General features: G+C 69.7%; 16 protein-coding genes. 5 read left to right on the top strand and 11 right to left on the bottom strand.

Features of this window, described 5'->3' with window-relative positions; translation table 11 throughout:
• Positions 1-223 precede the first annotated feature (223 nt).
• From BIX52_RS07990 to BIX52_RS07955, 8 genes are all read right to left on the bottom strand, one after another.
• Positions 224-631: a DUF1850 domain-containing protein gene (locus tag BIX52_RS07990; RefSeq protein WP_075220772.1), complete on the bottom strand. Its 408-nt coding sequence runs from the start codon at positions 629-631 to the stop codon at positions 224-226.
• Positions 628-2,928 carry a TRAP transporter permease gene (locus tag BIX52_RS07985; RefSeq protein WP_245803151.1) on the bottom strand — a complete coding sequence of 767 codons (2,301 nt, stop codon included), beginning with the start codon at positions 2,926-2,928 and terminating at the stop codon, positions 628-630. Before BIX52_RS07985 ends, BIX52_RS07990 begins: the two co-directional genes overlap by 4 nt.
• A gap of 322 nt (positions 2,929-3,250) precedes the next feature.
• Positions 3,251-4,237, bottom strand: a complete 987-nt coding sequence (locus tag BIX52_RS07980; RefSeq protein ID WP_075220504.1) for a TAXI family TRAP transporter solute-binding subunit — start codon at positions 4,235-4,237, stop codon at positions 3,251-3,253.
• 246 nt (positions 4,238-4,483) lie between these two features.
• Positions 4,484-5,527, bottom strand: a complete 1,044-nt coding sequence (locus tag BIX52_RS07975; RefSeq protein ID WP_075220503.1) for an L-idonate 5-dehydrogenase — start codon at positions 5,525-5,527, stop codon at positions 4,484-4,486.
• A gap of 11 nt (positions 5,528-5,538) precedes the next feature.
• Positions 5,539-6,816: a TRAP transporter large permease gene (locus BIX52_RS07970; RefSeq protein WP_075220502.1), complete on the bottom strand. Its 1,278-nt coding sequence runs from the start codon at positions 6,814-6,816 to the stop codon at positions 5,539-5,541.
• The gene (locus BIX52_RS07965; RefSeq protein WP_075220501.1) at positions 6,816-7,325 is read right to left on the bottom strand and encodes a TRAP transporter small permease; all 510 of its coding nucleotides are present in this window, start codon (positions 7,323-7,325) and stop codon (positions 6,816-6,818) included. Before BIX52_RS07965 ends, BIX52_RS07970 begins: the two co-directional genes overlap by 1 nt.
• Positions 7,326-7,413: 88 nt before the next feature.
• Positions 7,414-8,391: a TRAP transporter substrate-binding protein gene (locus BIX52_RS07960; protein ID WP_075220500.1), complete on the bottom strand. Its 978-nt coding sequence runs from the start codon at positions 8,389-8,391 to the stop codon at positions 7,414-7,416.
• A complete protein-coding gene (locus BIX52_RS07955; RefSeq protein ID WP_075220499.1) occupies positions 8,388-9,137 on the bottom strand; it encodes a GntR family transcriptional regulator in 750 nt (249 codons plus the stop codon). The genes BIX52_RS07960 and BIX52_RS07955 overlap by 4 nt, the downstream gene beginning before the upstream one ends.
• 99 nt (positions 9,138-9,236) lie before the next feature.
• Here BIX52_RS07955 and uxuA point away from each other — a divergent pair, with 99 nt between their 5' ends.
• The 4 genes from uxuA to BIX52_RS07935 all read left to right on the top strand — a co-directional run bounded on the left by uxuA (position 9,237) and on the right by BIX52_RS07935 (position 14,223).
• On the top strand, positions 9,237-10,445 hold the full coding sequence (uxuA, locus tag BIX52_RS07950) for a mannonate dehydratase (RefSeq protein WP_075220498.1): 1,209 nt from the start codon (positions 9,237-9,239) through the stop codon (positions 10,443-10,445).
• The gene (locus BIX52_RS07945; RefSeq protein ID WP_075220497.1) at positions 10,442-11,905 is read left to right on the top strand and encodes a mannitol dehydrogenase family protein; all 1,464 of its coding nucleotides are present in this window, start codon (positions 10,442-10,444) and stop codon (positions 11,903-11,905) included. The genes uxuA and BIX52_RS07945 overlap by 4 nt, the downstream gene beginning before the upstream one ends.
• Before the next feature lie 199 nt (positions 11,906-12,104).
• The gene (locus tag BIX52_RS07940; protein ID WP_075220496.1) at positions 12,105-13,088 is read left to right on the top strand and encodes a DMT family transporter; all 984 of its coding nucleotides are present in this window, start codon (positions 12,105-12,107) and stop codon (positions 13,086-13,088) included.
• A gap of 130 nt (positions 13,089-13,218) precedes the next feature.
• Positions 13,219-14,223 carry a LysR family transcriptional regulator gene (locus tag BIX52_RS07935; RefSeq protein ID WP_075220495.1) on the top strand — a complete coding sequence of 335 codons (1,005 nt, stop codon included), beginning with the start codon at positions 13,219-13,221 and terminating at the stop codon, positions 14,221-14,223.
• Positions 14,224-14,236: 13 nt separating this feature from the next.
• Here BIX52_RS07935 and BIX52_RS07930 read toward each other — a convergent pair whose 3' ends face one another.
• Genes BIX52_RS07930 through BIX52_RS07920 form a run of 3 tightly spaced genes read right to left on the bottom strand, consistent with a single transcriptional unit; the run spans position 14,237 to position 16,937 of the window.
• Positions 14,237-14,989: an SDR family NAD(P)-dependent oxidoreductase gene (locus BIX52_RS07930; RefSeq protein WP_075220494.1), complete on the bottom strand. Its 753-nt coding sequence runs from the start codon at positions 14,987-14,989 to the stop codon at positions 14,237-14,239.
• Between the two features lie 59 nt (positions 14,990-15,048).
• Positions 15,049-16,071 (bottom strand): transketolase family protein, encoded by a 1,023-nt coding sequence (locus BIX52_RS07925; RefSeq protein WP_075220770.1) that lies wholly within the window; start codon positions 16,069-16,071, stop codon positions 15,049-15,051.
• A gap of 11 nt (positions 16,072-16,082) precedes the next feature.
• Positions 16,083-16,937 carry a transketolase gene (locus tag BIX52_RS07920; RefSeq protein ID WP_075220493.1) on the bottom strand — a complete coding sequence of 285 codons (855 nt, stop codon included), beginning with the start codon at positions 16,935-16,937 and terminating at the stop codon, positions 16,083-16,085.
• A 273-nt stretch (positions 16,938-17,210) separates the two neighbouring features.
• Here BIX52_RS07920 and BIX52_RS07915 point away from each other — a divergent pair, with 273 nt between their 5' ends.
• Positions 17,211-18,221, top strand: coding sequence for a diaminopropionate ammonia-lyase (locus BIX52_RS07915; RefSeq protein WP_075220492.1), 1,011 nt, complete (start codon positions 17,211-17,213; stop codon positions 18,219-18,221).
• Positions 18,222-18,234 lie beyond the last annotated feature (13 nt).

The raw sequence follows: 18,234 nt of genomic DNA, 5'->3' as shown, positions 1-18,234 counted from the left end.
ACGGATTTCCCCGCGCCGTCTCGCCGACCCTGTTCGCGCGTCCCGAACCCGCCTGCGCGGCACCTGTGCCGGCCGGTCGCGCGTCGTCCCTGCCGTCCATCGTGATCCTCCGCTCGGCACCGAGAGCCCCGCGCTCGATCGAACGCGAAAAAGCTGCTCCGAAGGCCGCGAACGTGCGCCGTTCGGGCCGCGTCTTAGAGTCTGGTGCCGCGCGCGTGCGCGGTCAATCGCCGGGGCAGGGGATCAGCCGCACCGGATCCGCATCGGCCGGGACGAGGTCGCCGATCGCCCTGCACGCCGCCGCCGACCCCGTCGCCGAGGCCGACTCCTTCGCCGCAACCGGGCACACCTCCCAGTCCGCGGTGGCGCCGGAGCGGCGCAGCACCACCTCGCCCAGCGGCGGAACGTCGGGCGCCCAGCGCCACCACCCGTCCTTGAGATGCGCTTCGGGCGGCGGGTCCATCCCCGCGCCGGATCCCTTCACGCGGCCCTCAACCAGCCGCAGACCGCCCGGCTCCTGCGCCCACGTCTCCTCCCAGCGGATCTTCTCCACCGAGTGCATCCACGCCAACGTCACCCGGTCCGCCATCAGCGACACCGTCAACGCCCCGGCGGCGAGGCATAGGCTCATGCGGCCGGAACGGGCCCGGAGGCGCTGCGCACGCGCCACCAGTGAACGCCGATGACGAGCGCCGCGAGGCCGAACCCGATCGGGTCCGTCACCGGGCTCGCCACCACCAGCGCCCCGGCTGCGGCGACGGCGAGGAGACGCTCCCACCCCGCCATCGGCCCGCGCAAGTAGCCGATCGCCGCCGCGCCCCAAAGGCCGACCGCCAGCCCCGCCTTCACCAGCATGTAGACGACGTCCAGCCAGAAGCCGACACCGGACGCGCCGCCGGTCGCCTGGATCATCAGCGCCGGGTCATAGACCGCCATGTAGGGGATCACGAAGCCCGGCAGCGCGATCTTCATCGCCTGCAGCGAGATCTTGAAGCCGTTCTCCTTGGCGATGGGCGAGGCCGCGAAACACGCGAGCGCCACCGGCGGCGTCAGGTCCGCCATGATGCCGAAATAGAACACGAACATGTGGCTGACGATCAGCGGCACGCCGAGTTCGAGCAGCGCCGGCGCGGCCAGAGACGAGGTGATGATGTAGTTCGGGATCGTCGGGATCCCCATGCCGAGAAGCAGGCTGACGATCATCGTCAGAACCAGCGACAGGATCAGCGAATCCTGACCCACCGACACCACCCAGCTCCCGAAGATCGTGCCGATGCCGGTCAGCGTCATGGTGCCGATGACGATGCCCACGGAGGCGCAGGCGAGACCCACCGGCAGCGCCTGCCGCGCCCCGTCCGCCAGCGCCTGGCGGCAGGCGGTCAACGTCTCGCGCCCGCCGCGCGTCAGCGTGGAGATCAGCGCGACGACGAGGACGAGGCCGAGCACCAGGGTGACGCCGAGCCACATCGCCGCCGCCGCCATCAGCCCGACCGCGACCCAGAAGAGGATCCGCACCGCCTGCGCGGTGATGCCGAGCGCCACCGATCCGGCCAGAATCAGCAGCGCCGTCAGGGCGAGGCCGATGGAGCCGGCGAACAGCGGCGTGTAGCCCGCGAAGAGGAGATAGACGAGAGCGGCCAGCGGCAGGATGAGGTGCCACTTCTCGCGCACCGCCTGGCCGGCGCTGGGAAGCTCGGTCCGCGGCAGGCCGGAAAGGCCGCGCTTGCCCGCCTCCAGATGCACCGCCAGGAAGGCCGACGCGTAGTAGAGCACCGCCGGGATGATCGCCGCTTTGACGACCTCCACGTAGGCGACGTCCAGCGTCTCGGCCATGATGAAGGCGACCGCACCCATCACCGGCGGCATGATCTGCCCGCCCATCGACGCGGTGGACTCAACGCCGCCCGCGAAGGCCGCGCGATAGCCGAACCGCTTCATCAGCGGGATGGTGAACTGCCCCGTCGACACCACGTTGGCGACGCCGGAGCCCGAGATCGTGCCCATCAGCGCCGAGGAGAAGACGGCCACCTTGGCCGGGCCGCCGCGCGCCCCGCCGAACAGCCCCATGGCGATGTCGGTGAAGAGCTGGATCATCCCCGCCCGCTCCAGGAAGGCGCCGAAGAGGATGAAGAGGAAGATGTAGGTCGCCGAGACGTAGGTCGCGACGCCGTAGATGCCCTCGGTGCCGTAGGCCATGTGCTCCACCACCTGCTCGAACGGATAGCCGCGGTGGTTGAACGGTGCCGGCAGATATTGGCCGAACAGGCAGTAGGCGAGGAACAGGCCCGCGACGATGACGAGCGCCGGCCCCATGATGCGCCACACGAAGGCGAACAGGATGACGATGGCCGCCGCCCCGACCACGAGGTCGAGCTCGGTCGGATAGCCCGCGCGGATCAAGAGCGGCTCGTAGAACGCCCACTGATAGAGGCCGACGCCGAACGCCACCGCCCCCGCGGCCCAGGCGAGGAACCGCCCCGGACCCGTCCGCGCGCGGTGGTTGGCCAGCATGCCGCCGGCGACGAGGCCGAGGAAGCCGACGTGCAGCGCCCGCACCACCTGGCTCGGCAGCGTGCCGGAAAACCCGTCGATCAGCGCGGCGACGGCGGCGAGGATGAGGATGGCCGCAGCCGCGCGGGCGGCACTGCGTCCCTTGGCGGCACCGATCGCCGCCCAAGCGGCCCACAGCGCCAGCCCCGCCCAGGCGAGGCGCATCGGCGTGATCGCGACACCCAGCGCGCCGTCCAGCAGCGGCCGGTCCAGCGGGACGCCGAACGCGGTGATGATCTGGAACAGCGAGAAGGCGACGGCGATCCAGAACAGGACGTGCCCCGCCCAGCCGGTGCCGAAACTCTCCGGCAGGCCGTGCTCGGGATTTTGCAGTTCGGCCTGCCCGGCCATCTCAGGATGGGGGGTCCGCTCGTCCATCACCACACCTTGCGCAAAAAGGGCGCGCCGGCCTGCCGCGGCTGGCCGGACGACATGTCGCAGGAAGCGCCGACCGCGCGAACAGCCGGCATGTTGGAATAAAACGCCGCCCGCAAGAACGGGCGGCTCGTTGGTCGGAACGCCGCCCGCGTCCGTGGGCGCCTTATCGCCGGTGACGCTGTCCGCGGGTTGCGGGCGGGGGAGAGAGCGCCGCCCGCAGCCGCAGGCGGCTGAATGTCAGCGATGCCGCCCCAGGCCTCGGTCGGCGAGGGCCGTGGCCGCGGCCGGCGAGGGCCGTGGCCGGAGCGGCGGCGCGGCCGGGTCAGTCGATGACGCCGGCTTCCTTCAGGTAGCGCTCGGCGCCCGGATGCAGCGGCAGAGGCATGCCGTCGGCCGCACCTTCCAGCGTGATCGCCTTGGCCGCGGCGTGCGCCGCCACCAGCTTGTCCAGGTTTTCGAAGATCGACTTCGTCATCGCATAGGCGAGATCGTCGGACACGCCGTCGTGGGTGACGAGGTAGTTGAGCACCGCAGCGGTCGGCACGTCTTCGTCCTGACCGTCATAGGTCCCGGCGGGGATCGTCTGCTCCACGAAGGGCGAGCCCGCAGCGGCCACGACCTCGGCCGAAACCGGCACCACGGTGATCGGCACCGAGGTCGCGAGGTCGCGGATCGAGGCCACGCCGAGGCCCGCGGACTGCAGCGTCGCATCGAGCTGGCGGTTCTTGATCAGCTCCACCGACTCGGCGAAGGGCAGATATTCCACCTTGGCGAGATCGTCGTAGCTCATGCCCGCGGCGGCGAGGATCTTGCGCGCGTTCAGCTCGGTGCCCGACTTCGGTGCGCCGACCGACAGGCGCTTGCCCTTCAGGTCCTCGAGCGAGGTGATGCCCGACTCCTCGGACGCCACGATCTGCACGAAGTTCGGGTAGATCGCCGCGAGGCCGCGCAGCTTGTCGAGCTTGCGCGGGAAGCCGGCTTCCGCATCGCCCTGCCAGGCGAGCGCCAGGCTGTCACCCAGCGTGAAGGCGAGTTCGCCGCGGCCCTGCTGCAACAGGTTCAGGTTCTCGACCGACGCCTTGGTCGACTGCACCGAGGGGCGCGAGCCTTCGATCGTCTCGCCATAGATGTTCGAGATGGCGACGCCCATCGGATAATAGACGCCGGAGGTGCCGCCGGTGAGGATGCCGATGAAGTCCTGCGCCTTGGCGGGCAGGGCGGTTCCGGCGAGGGCGAGCGCGGCGGCAGCGGCCAGCGCGGTGCGCAGCGGACGGCGCAGAAGCGTGCGGTGGGTGGACGTGGTGGGCATGTCCTGGGGTCCTCTCAATCGGGCCTTTGTGCAGGCCGCTCAAGTGTTCTCTGCCACATTCTATCAGCTATGGGCGGGCCTCTGTCACGGCCTATCGCGTTCGCGGCTTTCGCAAATTGCCGAATCCGGCTCGCGACGCTGCGACAGATTGGCCATCACCCGCCGCCCCGCCGCCGCGTGAAGGGCGCGGCCCCGCCGCCAGCGCTCGCCCGGCGACGGGGACCGGCGAACCCGGCCGCGAGCCGGTCAGGCCGCGAAGGTCAGATGCACCTTCACCGCCTTGGCGCGGTTGCCCGCCAGCGCGAACGCATCGGTCGCCTCCTCGAGCGGCACGCTGGACGAAATCATCGGCGCAAGGTCGATCCGCCGGGACGAGATCATCTCCACCGCCTGGGCGAACTCGGCATGAAAGCGCTGCGTGCCCTGATAGCGGAGTTCCTTGGAGACGAGCATGTTGATCGGGATCGGCAGATCGCCCGTCACGCCGACCTGGACGATCGTTCCGCGCGGACGCACGCAGCTGATCGCCGTCCGCACCGCGGGCGCCGCGGCCGAACATTCGAACACGGTGTCGAAGGTGCCCTTGTCGGCCGCGTAGGTGTCCATCTCCGCCCCGTCGCGGGCGACGTTGATCGTGCGCGTCGCGCCCATCGCCGCGGCGGCTTGTAGCGGGATGTCCTGGAGGTCCGTCACGACGACCTCGCTGGCGCCCGCCTCGCGCGCGACCGCCGCGCACAGGACGCCGATCGGCCCCGCACCCGTCACCAGAACGCGCTTGCCTTCCAGCTCGCCGGCATTGCTCCGGGCGTGCAGGCACACCGCCAGCGGCTCCGAACATGCGGCCTCGGCCATCGTCACGTCGCCGCCGACCTTCACGCACTGCGCCGCGCCCACCACGATGCGGTCGCGGAAGAGGCCCTGCTCGTGCGGCAGGCGCATCGCCGAGCCGTTGAAGCGCATGGCGAGGCAGTGGATCGGCAGACCCGCCTCGCAATAGACGCATTCGCCGCACGGGCGGCTGGGGTTCAGCGCCACCCGGTCACCCGCCGCGAGACCGGTCACCCCGGCGCCCACGTCGACGATCACGCCCGACGCCTCGTGGCCGAGGATGATCGGCTCGCGCACGCGGATCGGCCCGAACCCGCCGTCCTGGAAATAGTGCAGGTCCGAGCCGCAGATGCCGCCCGCGGCGACCGCCACCAGCGCCTCGCCGGGACCCGGCCCCGCCACCTCCTCGGTCTCGATGCGGATATCGTTCTGGCCGTACAGCCGGCACACGCGCGTTTCCATGAAAGCCGCTCCTACGGCGTGAGGACGGACGGCAGCCAGGTCGCCAGCGGCGGGAAGTAGGACACCGCCAACAGGACGAGGATGTTCGTCACAAGGAAGGGAAGGATTGCCACGACAACCGGGGCCAGCGGAAGCCGCGCGATGTTGGAACACACGAAGAGGCACACCCCCACCGGCGGGGTGGTGAGGCCGATCATGAGGTTCAGCACCGCGAAGGTGGCGAAGTGCAACGGCTCGATGCCCACCGCGGTGGCGAGCGAGAGCAGCGGCACGAACAGGATGATCAGCGCCGCGATGGTCTCCATGAACATGCCCACGAAGAGAAGGAGCAGGTTGATGAGGAGGATCACCATGAACTTGTTGTCGGTGATCGACAGCACCCCGTCGGCGATCATCTGCGGGATGCGCTCGGACACCAGGATCCACCCGAACACGTTGGCGAACCCCACCAGCGCCAGGATGCCCGCCGCGGAAACCGCGCTGTCGATGACGATCTTCGGCACCTCCCTCAGCGGCAGCTCACGGTAGATGAAGGCGCCCACCACGAAGGCGTAGACCGAGGCGATGATGGCGGTCTCGGTCGGCGTCGAGAAGCCGGAGAGGAGGCCGTAGATGATGAGGAAGGTCATCGCCAGCGCCCACACGGCGCCGCCGAAGGAGCGGGCGACCTCGCCCATCCCCTGCCACGGCTGATGCGGGAACTTCCGGCGCACCGAGATGATGGCGCACGTCACCATCATGGCGAGGCCCATCAGGATGCCCGGCACCGCGCCCGCCAGGAACATCTGCCCGACCGAGATGCCCGACAGCGCGCCGACGATGATCATCGGCACCGACGGCGGGATGATCGGCCCAACCGTGGACGATGCGGCGGTGACCGCGGCGGAGAAGTCCGCCGGATAGCCCGCCTTCTTCATGCCGGGGATCATCACCCCGCCGATCGACGCGGCATCGGCCACCGCTGTGCCGGTGATGCCGCCGAACAGCATCGACGCGGCGATGTTGGTGAGGCCGAGGCCGCCGCGGATCCACCCCACCAGCGCATTGGCGAAGCGGATGATGCGCTGCGTGATGCCGCCGCGGTTCATCAGATTGCCGGCCAGGATGAAGCCCGGAATGGAGAGGAGCACGAAGACGTCCATGCCCGCATACATCTTCTGCGGCATGACGACGACGGGCATGCCCGAATAGAGAAGATAAGCGAGCGAGGAGAGGCCGAGGGTCACCGCCACCGGAATGCCGACGACGAGACCGCCGATGAACACGGCGAAGAGAATGGCGACGTCCATCAGGAAAGGTCCTCGGCGGCATCGCGCGGGGCGCCGGTCTCGGTGCCGGCCAGCATGCCGACGATGCGCAGCACCGCGAACAGCGCCAAAAGCGCCAGAAGCAGCCACACGGTGAAATGGACGTAGTGCATGGGGATGCCGAGCGCGGGCGAGGTCTGCATCCGCCCGATCATCGTATAGCGCCACGCCCCGGCGAGCAGCGTGACGGCGAGGCCGGCCGTGGCGATGGCCGAGAACAGGCGCAGGATCCACGGCAGGCGGCCGGGCAGCGATTCCGAAATCACGTCCACGTTCACGAGGTCGCCGGAGCGGAAGGCGAGGCCTGCCCCGAAGGCGACGAGGTAGAGGAGGGCGTAGCGCGTCAACTCCTCGGTCCAGACCGGGCCGGAGCCGGACAGGCGGCCCGCCACCTGCAACAGCACCGCGGCGATCAGCACCACGAAGGCGAGCCCGGCGCCGATCCGCGCCACGGCGACGAACGCGCCGATGATGTGAGAGATGAGCTTCATGGTGTCTCCCGGAAGCGGGGCGGACGCGGGCGCCCGACGCGGCAGGCCCGCCCGAAGGCCGGCCTGCCGTCACGGCGCGGTGGCCGTCTTATTCGCCGAAGAGCTGCTCGACGATCGGCTTGATCTCGTCGTTGACGTTGGCGAGGACCGCGTCCTTCGCCGCCGCCTGGAAAGCCGCACCGTCGACCTCGACGAAGGTCATGCCGTGCTCTTCCAGGTAGGCCCGGTCGTCGGCCAGCGACTGCTCGAACAGGCCGCGCTCATATTCCTGCGCGCGCGACGCCGCTTCCATCACCGCCGCCTGGTCTTCCTCGGACAACTGGCTCCAGGTCAGCTCGGAGATGGTCAGGTAGATCCACGAGCGGACGTGGTCCGTCAGATTCACGTGGCTCTGCACCTCGTTGAAGCTCGCCGAGCGGATGAGGGCGAGCGGGTTCTCCTGCGCCTCGATCGTGCCGTTCTGCAGCGAGGTGAACACTTCGGAGAACGCCATCGGGCCCGGCTGCGCGCCCAGCGCCGACCACACGTCCACGAAGAGCGGCACGTTGGGAACGCGCATCTTCAGGCCCTGCAGATCGGCCGGCGTGGTGATCGGGCGGTTGGACGTCAGCTCGCGCGGGCCGCGGGCGAAATAGGCGATCGGCCGGATCTGCGCCCGCTCGATGATCTCCGCTTCGATTGCGTCACCGATCTCGCCGCTCGCCACCTCGTCCATGTGCTCGATCGAGCGGTAGGCGTAGGGCACGGCGAGAAGGGCGGCCATCGGCGCCCAGTTCTGCAGCGACTCGCCGGTGATCGTCATGTCGACGGTGCCGAGCTGCATGCCGTTGATGAGGTCGATTTCCTTGCCCAGCGACTCGTTCGGGAACACCTCGACGGTGATCCGCCCGTCGGTCAGGCTCGACAGCTCTTCGGCGAACTTCAGCGATGCCTTGTGCCAAGGGTTGTCCTCGTTGGCGAGGTGGCCGAGCTGGAGCGTCTTCTCCTGCGCGAGCGCGGGGCCGGTCAGCATCGTGGCGGCGACGAGCGCCGCGGCGAGGCTCTTCAGGGTCGTGTTGAACGTCATGGATTTCCTCCTCCAGAATAGGGCGCATTGACCGGCTCGGGGAACGCCCCGTCCGGCACGCCGTCGAACAGTTCCGGGTGGCTGCGGAGTATCTCCGGCAGGTCCCGAAGCACTTCGCGCAGATGGGTGCGGATCGCCCCCTCCGCGCCCGCCACATCGCCGCGCTCGATCTGATCGACGATGGCAATGTGTTGATGAATAAGGCGGTTCAGCGGAAACTGGCCGAGGGCAAGATAGCGCACCCGGTCCATCTGCGCCTTCAGGCCCTGGATCACGCGCCAGGCGCCGCCTTTTCCCGCACCCTCCGCCAGGGTGCGGTGAAACGTCTCGTCGAGATGGATGAAGCGCGCAGGCGCACTCGCCGCCACCTCGCGCTGCAGGCCGATCTGCTGCCGCAATTCGCGCACCAGGGCGGGATCGGCGCGGCTGGCGACGAGACGCACGATGTCCGCCTCCACCGCCTCGCGCAGGAAGCGCGCATCGTGCACCGCGGTCACGGCGATCTTGGTGACGATCGACCCGCGCTGCGGGCGGATCTCCATCAACCCTTCTTCGGCGAGCTTGATGAACGCCTCACGCACCGGCTGGCGGCTCACCTTGTAGTGCGCCGCGGTTTCGGTCTCGGACAATTTATCGCCGGGCGGCAAGTCCCCAAGGATCACCCGTTCGCGCAAGATCCGGTGGATCTGCGGCGAGATCGGCAGTGCGGGGTCCAGCGCCCAGAAGGGTCCAATGTCGGCGAGCATCGCCTCTCCTCAAGACGAGGCGGGCGTTACCATACTTCCATACTAGTCGGCAACGATGCATAGCTGGTAAGACGACGCCGAGCCAAACGGGAGTTCACGATGAAGCAGACATGGCGCTGGTTCGGGCCGCGCGACCGCGTGTCCATCGACGATGTGTTGCAGGCCGGTGTGGAGGGCGTCGTCTCCGCGCTGCACCACGTCCCCACCGGCACCGTCTGGACCCCCGAGGAGATCGCCCAGCGCCAGCGCGAGATCGGCACCATGGTGGACGGCGCGCCCTCCGGCCTCGCCTGGGACGTGGTGGAGAGCCTGCCCGTCTCCGAGGACATCAAGAAGCAGCAGGGCGACTGGCGCGCCCACATCGAAGCCTACCGGCAGTCGATGCACCACCTCGCCGCAGCCGGCATCGAGACGATCTGCTACAATTTCATGCCGGTGCTGGACTGGACGCGCACCGACCTCGCATGGCGCCTGCCCTCCGGCGCCACCTGCATGCGCTTCGACCTGACCGACTTCGCCGCGTTCGACCTCCACATCCTCCAGCGCCCCGCCGCGGTGGACGACTACGACGACGACCTGAAGGCCGCCGCCGCCGAACGCTTCGCGGGCATGTCGGACGAGGCGCGCGAACAGCTCACAGGCAACGTGGTCTTCGGCCTGCCGGGCGCGGCCGAGACCATGTCGCTGGAGGACGTGCGCGGCCACCTCGCCGAATATGCGACGATGCCGGAGGAGACGCTGCGCGCCCACCTGGTCGACTTCCTCGCCGAGGTGGTGCCGACCGCCGAGGAGCTGGGCCTGCGCCTCTGCTGCCACCCGGACGATCCGCCCTTCCCGCTGCTCGGCCTGCCGCGCGTCATGTCCACCGAGGCGCACTACAAGGCGGTGATGGACGCTGTGCCGAGCCCCGCCAACGGCATCACGCTGTGCTCCGGCTCGCTCGGCGCGCGGCCGGACAACGACCTGCCGGGCATGATGGAACGCCTCGGCGACCGTGTTCACTTCCTGCACCTGCGCAACGTGAAGCGCGAAACACCTGCGATGCGCGGCTCCTTCTACGAGGCCGAGCATCTCGGCGGCGACACCGACATGGTGGCGCTGATCGAGGCGGTGCTGACCGAAGAAGCGCGCCGCAAGAAGGCGGGCCGGGCCGACTGGTCGATCCCCTTCCGCCCCGACCACGGCCAGGACATTCTGGACGATCTCGGCCGCCGCGCGCAGCCGGGCTACCCGTCCATCGGCCGCCTGAAGGGCCTTGCCGAGCTGCGCGGCGTGATGCGCGCGCTTCAGCCGCGCATTTCGGCATGACGGCCCGGCTCACCTCCGCCGCGGGCCTTCCCGCGTCCGTCGCCGTGCCGGGGTACGACCGCGCGGCGCACGGTGTCGGCATCGTCCACCTCGGCCTCGGCGCCTTCCACAAGGCGCACCAGGCGGTGGCGACGGACGATGCGCTGGCCGCCTCCGGTGGCGATTGGGCCATCGCCGGCGTCAGCCTGCGCTCGACCAGCGTCGCCGAGGAGCTGACGCCGCAGAACGGTCTCTACACCCTCGTCGAGCGCAGTGCCGCGGGCACCCGCGCCCGCATCGTCGGTGCGCTCGCCGCCGCGCTGGCGCTGAAGACGGACCGTGAGCGGGTGCTCGCCGCCCTCGTGGCGCCGTCGACCCGCATCGTCAGCCTCACCGTCACCGAGAAGGGCTATGGCGTCGACCGGGCGAGCGGCGGGGTGGACCCCTCCCACCCCGCCATCGCCGCCGACCTCTCCGCGCCGGACGCGCCCGTCGGCGTAGCGGGGCTTCTCGTCTGGGCGCTCGGCCGCCGCCGCGCCGCCGGTGTGCCGCCCTTCACCGTCCTGTGCTGCGACAATCTCCCCCACAACGGCCGCGTCGTACGGGGCCTCTTGGTGGACTTCGCCCGCCGCGCCGCGCCGGATCTGGCGGACTTCATCGCCGCCGAGGTCGCCTTCCCGTCCACCATGGTCGACCGCATCACCCCCGCCCGCACCGAGGCCACCTTGGCGCTGGCTGAGGAGCTGACCGGCCGGCACGACGCCGCCGCGGTGGAGACCGAAGCGTTCACCCAATGGGTGATCGAGGACACCTTCCCCACCGGCCGCCCGGCCTGGGAGGCGGCGGGCGCCATCTTCGTCGCCGACGTCGGCCCCTACGAGGACATGAAGCTTCGGATGCTGAACGGCGCGCATTCGATGCTGGCCTATTCCGGCTTCCTCGCCGGCCACGCCTTCGTGCGCGACGTGATGCAGGACGCGGGCCTCACCGCGCTGATCCGCCGTCATCTCGGCGCCGCTGCGGCCATCTTGCCGCCGGTCCCCGGTGTCGATCTCGCGGCCTACGCGGAGGAGCTTCTGGCGCGGTTCGCCAACCCGCATCTGGCGCACCAGACCTATCAGATCGCCATGGACGGGACCGAGAAGATGCCGCAGCGCATCTTCGCTCCCGCCGCCGAGGCGCTGCGGCGCGGCCAACCGCTGGACGCCTTCGCCTTCGCCGCCGCCGCCTGGCTCCGTTACACGCTGGGCCGCCACGACAACGGAGAGGCCTACGCCCTGCGCGACCCGCGCGAGGCCGCCCTCGCCGCGCCGTCGGGCGACGCGGCAGGCATCGCCGCTCACGTCCTGGCGCTCCCCGGCCTTGTTCCGGCCGACCTCGCCGCCAGCGCGGACTTCCGCGCCGCGGTCACGTCGCGCCTCGCCCGAATGCTGGCCGAGGGGATGCCCGCCGCGATCGCCCACGAGGCGGCGCACCTCTGACCACAGCAACAGGGCGCGCCGGTTCTGCCCGGCGCCCCCACCCCCGGCCACCGGCGGCACCCGCCTCCGGTGTTGCATCGGCTCCGCCCCGGCGCGCTTAGCGGGGAACAAACCCAGCCGATCCACCCCCCACCGGGTGGACACGGCGCGCACCCGGACGCATGGCTGAAAAGGTGCGCCAGCGAAGGACCGGGACGACATGAAAGACAGCGCCGCCGCGCTCCTCGGCCTCGCCGCCTACGCGATCTACTCCACCCACGACGTCATCGTAAAAGAACTCGGCGGCACCTTCTCGTCGATCCAGATCGTCTTCTTCAGCGCGCTGCTCGGCTTCCCGGTCATCACGCTCTACCTGATCGGCGATCCGTCCCCCAAGAGCCTGCGCCCTGTGCACCCGTGGTGGGTCGCGCTGCGCAGCGTCAGCGGCACGCTGTCGGCCTGCTGCGCCTTCTACGCCTTCGCGGTTCTGCCGCTGTCCGAAGCCTACTCCTTCATCTTCGCCACGCCGCTCCTCATCACCCTCTTCGCCGTGCCGCTGCTGGGGGAGCGCATCCGCCTGCGCCGCGGCCTCGCCGTCCTCGTCGGCCTCATCGGCGTTCTCATCGTGCTGCGGCCTGGGGCGAGCCCGATCAGCGGCGGCCACGTCGCCGCGCTCTGCGCCGCCTTCGCCGCGGCCCTCAACGCCGTCATCGTGCGCAAGATCTCCAACGACGAGCAGGTCGTCGTCATGGTCCTCTACCCGATGCTCACCAACCTCACCGTCACCGCCTTCGCGCTCCCCTTCGTCTACGTCGACGTGGAGCTGATCCACCTCGCCGCCTTCGGCCTCACCGCCGTCCTCATCCTCTGCGGCATGACGCTGATGGTCTCGGCCTATGCGCGGGGCTCGGCCATCCTCGTCGCGCCGATGCAATATTCGCAGATGATCTGGGGCATCCTCTTCGGCGCCCTCCTGTTCGGCGAGTGGCCGGCCTGGCAGACCTATGTCGGCGTCGCCGTCATCGTCGCGTCCGGCGTCTACATCCTGAAGCGCGAGGCGACGACGGACGTCTCCCTCAACACCCCGGTGCTCTCCACCAAGACGCGCATGGGTCATACCTTCGCGCTGCGCGTCAGCCTGTTCCGCCGGCTCGGCTACGGCTGCCGCGCGACCGAGACGCGCCACCACGACGACTGCGACTGACCTCATTAGCCTTCCTCAAGAGGCCGTTAAGCTCAACTCAACACCCGCGCGGTCGGTCGCTTGGCCGCCAGCATCGCATCAGCTAAACTCAACGTGTAGCTGAACTGAACGGTGCGCAGGCGGGGCGGCGATGCACGACATCAACCTCAAGGCCATGCACCATTTCGAGGCGGTGGCGCGGCTCGGCTCCGTCACCCTAGCGGCGCACGAGCTGGCGGTCTCGCCCTCCGCCGTCAGCCAGCAGCTCAAGACGCTCGAAACACAGTTCGGCGTCCGCCTCTTCCGGCGCGAGAAACGCCGCCTCGTCCTCACCGCGGACGGTGACCGCCTGTTCCGAACGACGACGCAAGCCTTCGGCGCGTTGCGCAATGCGAGAAGCGCTATCCTGCGCCAGCGGCACATGCGCAGCCTCACCGTGCGGGTGACGCCGAGCTTCGGCGTGCGCTGGCTGGGGCCGCGCATCGCCGCCTTTTCGGCCGACAACGCCGAATGGGCCATCCGCATCGACGCCACGCCCGACTTCACCAATTTCGACACCGAGGCGACCGACTTCGACCTGCGCTACGGTCACGGCGACTGGACCGGCCTCTCCGTCACGCCGATCATGGGGGACATCGTGCTTCCCCTGTGCAGCCCGGACTATCTGGCGCGGCTTCGCGACGTTTCGGCCGACCCCGTGGAGCAGCTCGCCCATGCCCGGCTGATCGACAGCGTGAAGTCGCTCTACCGCTGGGACATCTGGCTGGCGGGCAACGGGATCGCCATCGGCGATCTCTCCTACCCCTTCCTGTTCGACCGCTCGTCCATGTCGATCGAGATGGCCAAACAGAGCGGCGGCATCGCCCTCGACAGCGCCAACCTGTGCCTCGGCGAGCTGGAGCGTGGCGAGCTGGTGCCCTTCGCACCCGTCTTCGGCGCAGTGCAATACCCGGCCTATTGGCTGGTGTGCCCGCCGCGGCACCATGCGCGGCGCATCGTCAAACGGTTCGCGGCGTGGATCGGCGAGGCGTGCGCGGCGCACGAGGCGACGGTGCGGGCGCTGCTGATGCGCCGGGGCTGCGCCTTCAAGCAGGCCGAACCACCGGCCGTCACGCTCCAAGGCGTCACGCAGCCCCTCGTCGAGCCGCCCGACTGACGCGCCGTGTGGCTCAGTGGATCAGCGAGCCGCCGTTCACATCGACCTCGGTTCCGGTGCAATAGGCCGAGAGGTCGGAGGCCAGGAAGAGTGCGCACCCGGCGACGTCCGCCGCCTCGCCGACGCGGCCCATGGGGATGCCGGCGAGGATGTCGGCCTTCATCGCGTCGGTCAGCTTGCCGCTTGTGATGTCGGTGGCGATGAAGCCGGGGCAGATGGCGTTGACGCGCACCCGGTCCGGCGCCAGCTCGCGCGCCATCGCCTTCGTCAGGCCGAGGATGCCCGCCTTCGCCGCCGAATAATGCGGCCCGCCGAAGATGCCGCCGCCGCGCTGGGCGGATACCGACGACAGGTTCACCACCGCGCCGGACCGGCGGGCGCGCATGAACGGAACGGCAGACTGCGACATGTAGAGCGTGCCGCGCAGGTTCACGTCGAGCACCGCGTCGTAGTTCTCGGGGGCGATCTCCATCAGCTTCAAGGGCTGGGTGATGCCGGCGTTGTTGACGAGAATGTCGATCCGTCCCCAGGCCTGATGAAGCGTGGCGATGGCGGCCTCGCAGGCGGCCTTGTCCGTCACGTCGCAGGCGAGGCCGCGGTGGGAGTTGCCGAGATCGGCGGCGGCCGCCTGTGCCGCGTCCTGGTCGAGGTCGAGTATGGCGACGGTGGCGCCGTGTTCGGCGAACAGCTTCGCCGTCGCCTTGCCGAGACCACGGGGTGAGGCGGCACCCGTGATGACGGCGGTTTTCCCATCAAGCAGGCCCATGGCCCAAGCTCCTGTTGTTGCGGGTCGAATGTGGCGGTGCGTGCGGATCCTGCGGCGGCTCAGAGCCAGCCGCGGATCCGCTCGGCGACCTTGGCCACGGACAGTCCGTACATGTCGTGCAGCGTCGGCAGCGCGCCGGCTTCGAGGAAGGCGTCGGGCAGCGCGATCATGCGGAAGCGCGGCGTGACACCGCTGCGCATCAAGGTCGCCGCAACGGCCTCGCCGAGGCCACCGACGATGCTGTGGTTCTCGGCCGTCACCACCAGCCGCCCGCCCTTGCCGGCTTCGGCGAGGATCGTGGCGGTGTCGAGCGGCTTCACGGTCGGCACGTGCAGCACGGCGGCGTCCACCTTGTCGGCGGCGAGCGCCTCGGCCGCGTCCAGCGCGCGCATGGTCATGAAGCCGGTGGAGACGATGAGGACGTCACCCCCTTCGCGGATGAGCTGCGCCTTGCCGAGCTGGAACTTGTAGTCCGGCTTGTGGCGCGTCAGAACGCGCGGGACCTTGCCGCGCAGCAGGCGGGCGTAGACCGGCCCGTCGTGCGCGGCCATGGCGGGCACCATGCCGGCGATATCGTCGGCGCAGCAGGGGTCGATGATCGTCATGTTGGGAAGGCCGCGGAAGATCGCGAGGTCTTCGGTGGCCTGGTGGCTGGGGCCGTAGCCGGTCGTCAGGCCGGGCAGGGCGCAGACGATCTTGACCGGCAGGTTCTCCTCGGCGACGGCCATGGCGATGAAGTCGTAGGCGCGGCGCGAGGCGAACACGGCATAGGTGGTGGCGAACGGAAGGAATCCCTCGCGCGCCAGCCCGGCGGCGGCGGAGATCAGCACCTGCTCGGCCATCCCCATCTGGTAGAACCGGTCCGGCATCGCCTGCGCGAAAACGTGCAGGTCGGTATATTTCGAGAGGTCCGCCGAGAGGCCGACGATACGCTCGTTTTTGCGGGCGAGGTCGACCAGAGCGTGGCCGAAGGGGGCGGCTACGGTGTCGTAGCCCTCCGCCGCCAGGGAGGCGATCATGGCGGACGTGGTCAGCCCGTCGCCGCGGGCGGCCGGTGTCCGCGGCTCGTATTTGCGCTTCATCGAGGCGAGGGTCACTGCGGCATGCCCTCGTCCAGCACGGCGCGCGCCTTGGCCCATTCGTCCGGCTCCACGCGCACGAAGTGGGTGATCTCGCGCGTTTCCAGGAAATCGACGCCCTTGCACATCGTCGTGTCGAAGATGATGACGCGCGGCCGGTCCCCGGAGGCGGCGCGAGCCCTGTCCAAGGCGCCGACGACGGCGGCCATGTCGTTGCCGTCGACCCGCTGAGTGTGCCAGCCGAAGGCCACCCACTTGGCCTCTTCCGGCACGCGGGCGAGTGCCGCGGTGGACTTGCCGTCCGCCTGCTGGTCGTTGAAATCTACGAGGTTGATGAGGTTGCCGAGGCCGTGCTGCACGGCCGACATCGCCGCCTCCCAGGTGGAGCCTTCGCCGAGCTCGCCGTCCGACATGAGGTTGTAGACGAAGGCGCCGTTCCCCTTGCGCTTCAGCCCCATCGCCATGCCGACCGCGATGCCGAGGCCCTGGCCCAGCGAGCCGCCGGTGATCTCCATCCCCGGCGTGTAGGAGGCCATGCCGGACATCGGCATGCGGCTGTCGTCCATGCCGTAGGTTTCGAGCTCCTCCTCGGGGAGGATGCCGGCCTCCATGAGCACCGCGTAGAGGGCGATGGCGTAGTGGCCGATCGACAGGAGGAAGCGGTCGCGGCCCTCCCACTCGGGATCTTCGGGCCGGTAGTCCAGCGCGTGGAAATAGCTGGCGGCGAGCACGTCGGCGATGCCGAGGGCCTGGCCGATATAGCCCTGGCCCTGCACCTCACCCATGCGAAGCGCCTTGTGGCGGATGTTCCATGCCCGCCGTTCCAGCGACATGTTGGCGATGGCGCCGAGGCGTGCGTCCGGCCGCATCGGTGTTCCCCTCGAAGTTGTCATGTGGCGGCTGACCTAGCATGCGAGGTGGCGGCAGGCTTTCAACGAAACGAAAAGACTTATGAAGGTGGGCTAAAGGATGATGGGCCGCAGGTCGGCGCCGTGGAAAGGCCTGAAAATGAGGAACGGGACGGCGCGCCATGTACTTGTGCGGCCCGTCGGCCATATTGGGCGGGCGTGACAGGCCGGTCGGGCCGCCTTTGCCCGGCCGCCGGTCACGGAGCGATAGGCCGAAACGCCGAGGATGGCGCCATGTTCATTGCATCTGCCGACCGCCCGCTTGCGCTGCTGTCGGCCTGCCCGGTCTATGCGCCGACGCCGCTGCGCCGGGTCGACGCGCTGGCGGCCGAGACCGGGGCCGCGCACATCTTCGTCAAAGACGAGAGCCGGCGCATGCGGCTCGGCAGCTTCAAGGCGCTGGGCGGGGCCTATGCGGTGGCGCAGATCATCGCCGGCGAGGCGGGCACCACCGACCTCTTCTCGCCGGCCGCGCGGCATGTGGCGGCGGGGACGACGTTCATCACCGCCAGCGCGGGCAACCACGGCCTGTCGGTGGCGGCGGGGGCGGGGCTGTTCGGGGCGCGCTCGGTCATCGTCCTGTCGGATACGGTGCCGGAGGCGTTCGCCAAGCGTATTCACGCCAAGGGCGCGGACGTGATACGCGTTCCGGGCGACTATGAGGCCAGCATCGCCGCGGCGACGGCAGAGGCGAAGCGCAACGGCTGGATCCTGCTGGCCGACGGGTCGTGGGAAGGCAATGTGGAGCGTCCGGCGCTGATCATGGAGGGCTACACGGTGCTGGCGGAGGAGTGCCGCGCCGCGTTCGCCGAAATGGAGGCGTGGCCGACGCACATCCTGCTTCAGGCGGGCGTCGGAGGATTGGCGGCGGCGGTGGCGCGGCATGTGCGCCTCAACTGGGGCGGGACGCCCGAGATCATCGTGGTGGAGCCGGAAGCCGCGCCGTGCCTGAAGCTGAGCATGGCGGCGGGGCACCTGGTGCATGCGGCCGGGCCGGTCTCCACCATGGGCCGGCTCGACTGCAAGGACGCCTCGCTGCTGGCGTTCGAGACGCTGCGCGAGGACGCGAGCGACTTCGTGACGGTGAGCGACGCGGGCGCGGCGGAGGCGGCGGAGGACTTGGCGCGCCACGGCATCCCGACCACGCCGTCGGGCGCGGCGGGCCTTGCCGCGCTGAAGGCGATGGCGCTTCCTGCGGACGCGCGCTGCCTCGTCATCGTGTCGGAGGGGCCCGAGGGGGCCTGAGCCCCCCGTTCCC

The organism is Acuticoccus yangtzensis, from assembly GCF_001927245.1.
Lineage (GTDB): Bacteria > Pseudomonadota > Alphaproteobacteria > Rhizobiales > Amorphaceae > Acuticoccus > Acuticoccus yangtzensis.
This window is presented reverse-complemented; position numbering and strand designations above follow the sequence as displayed.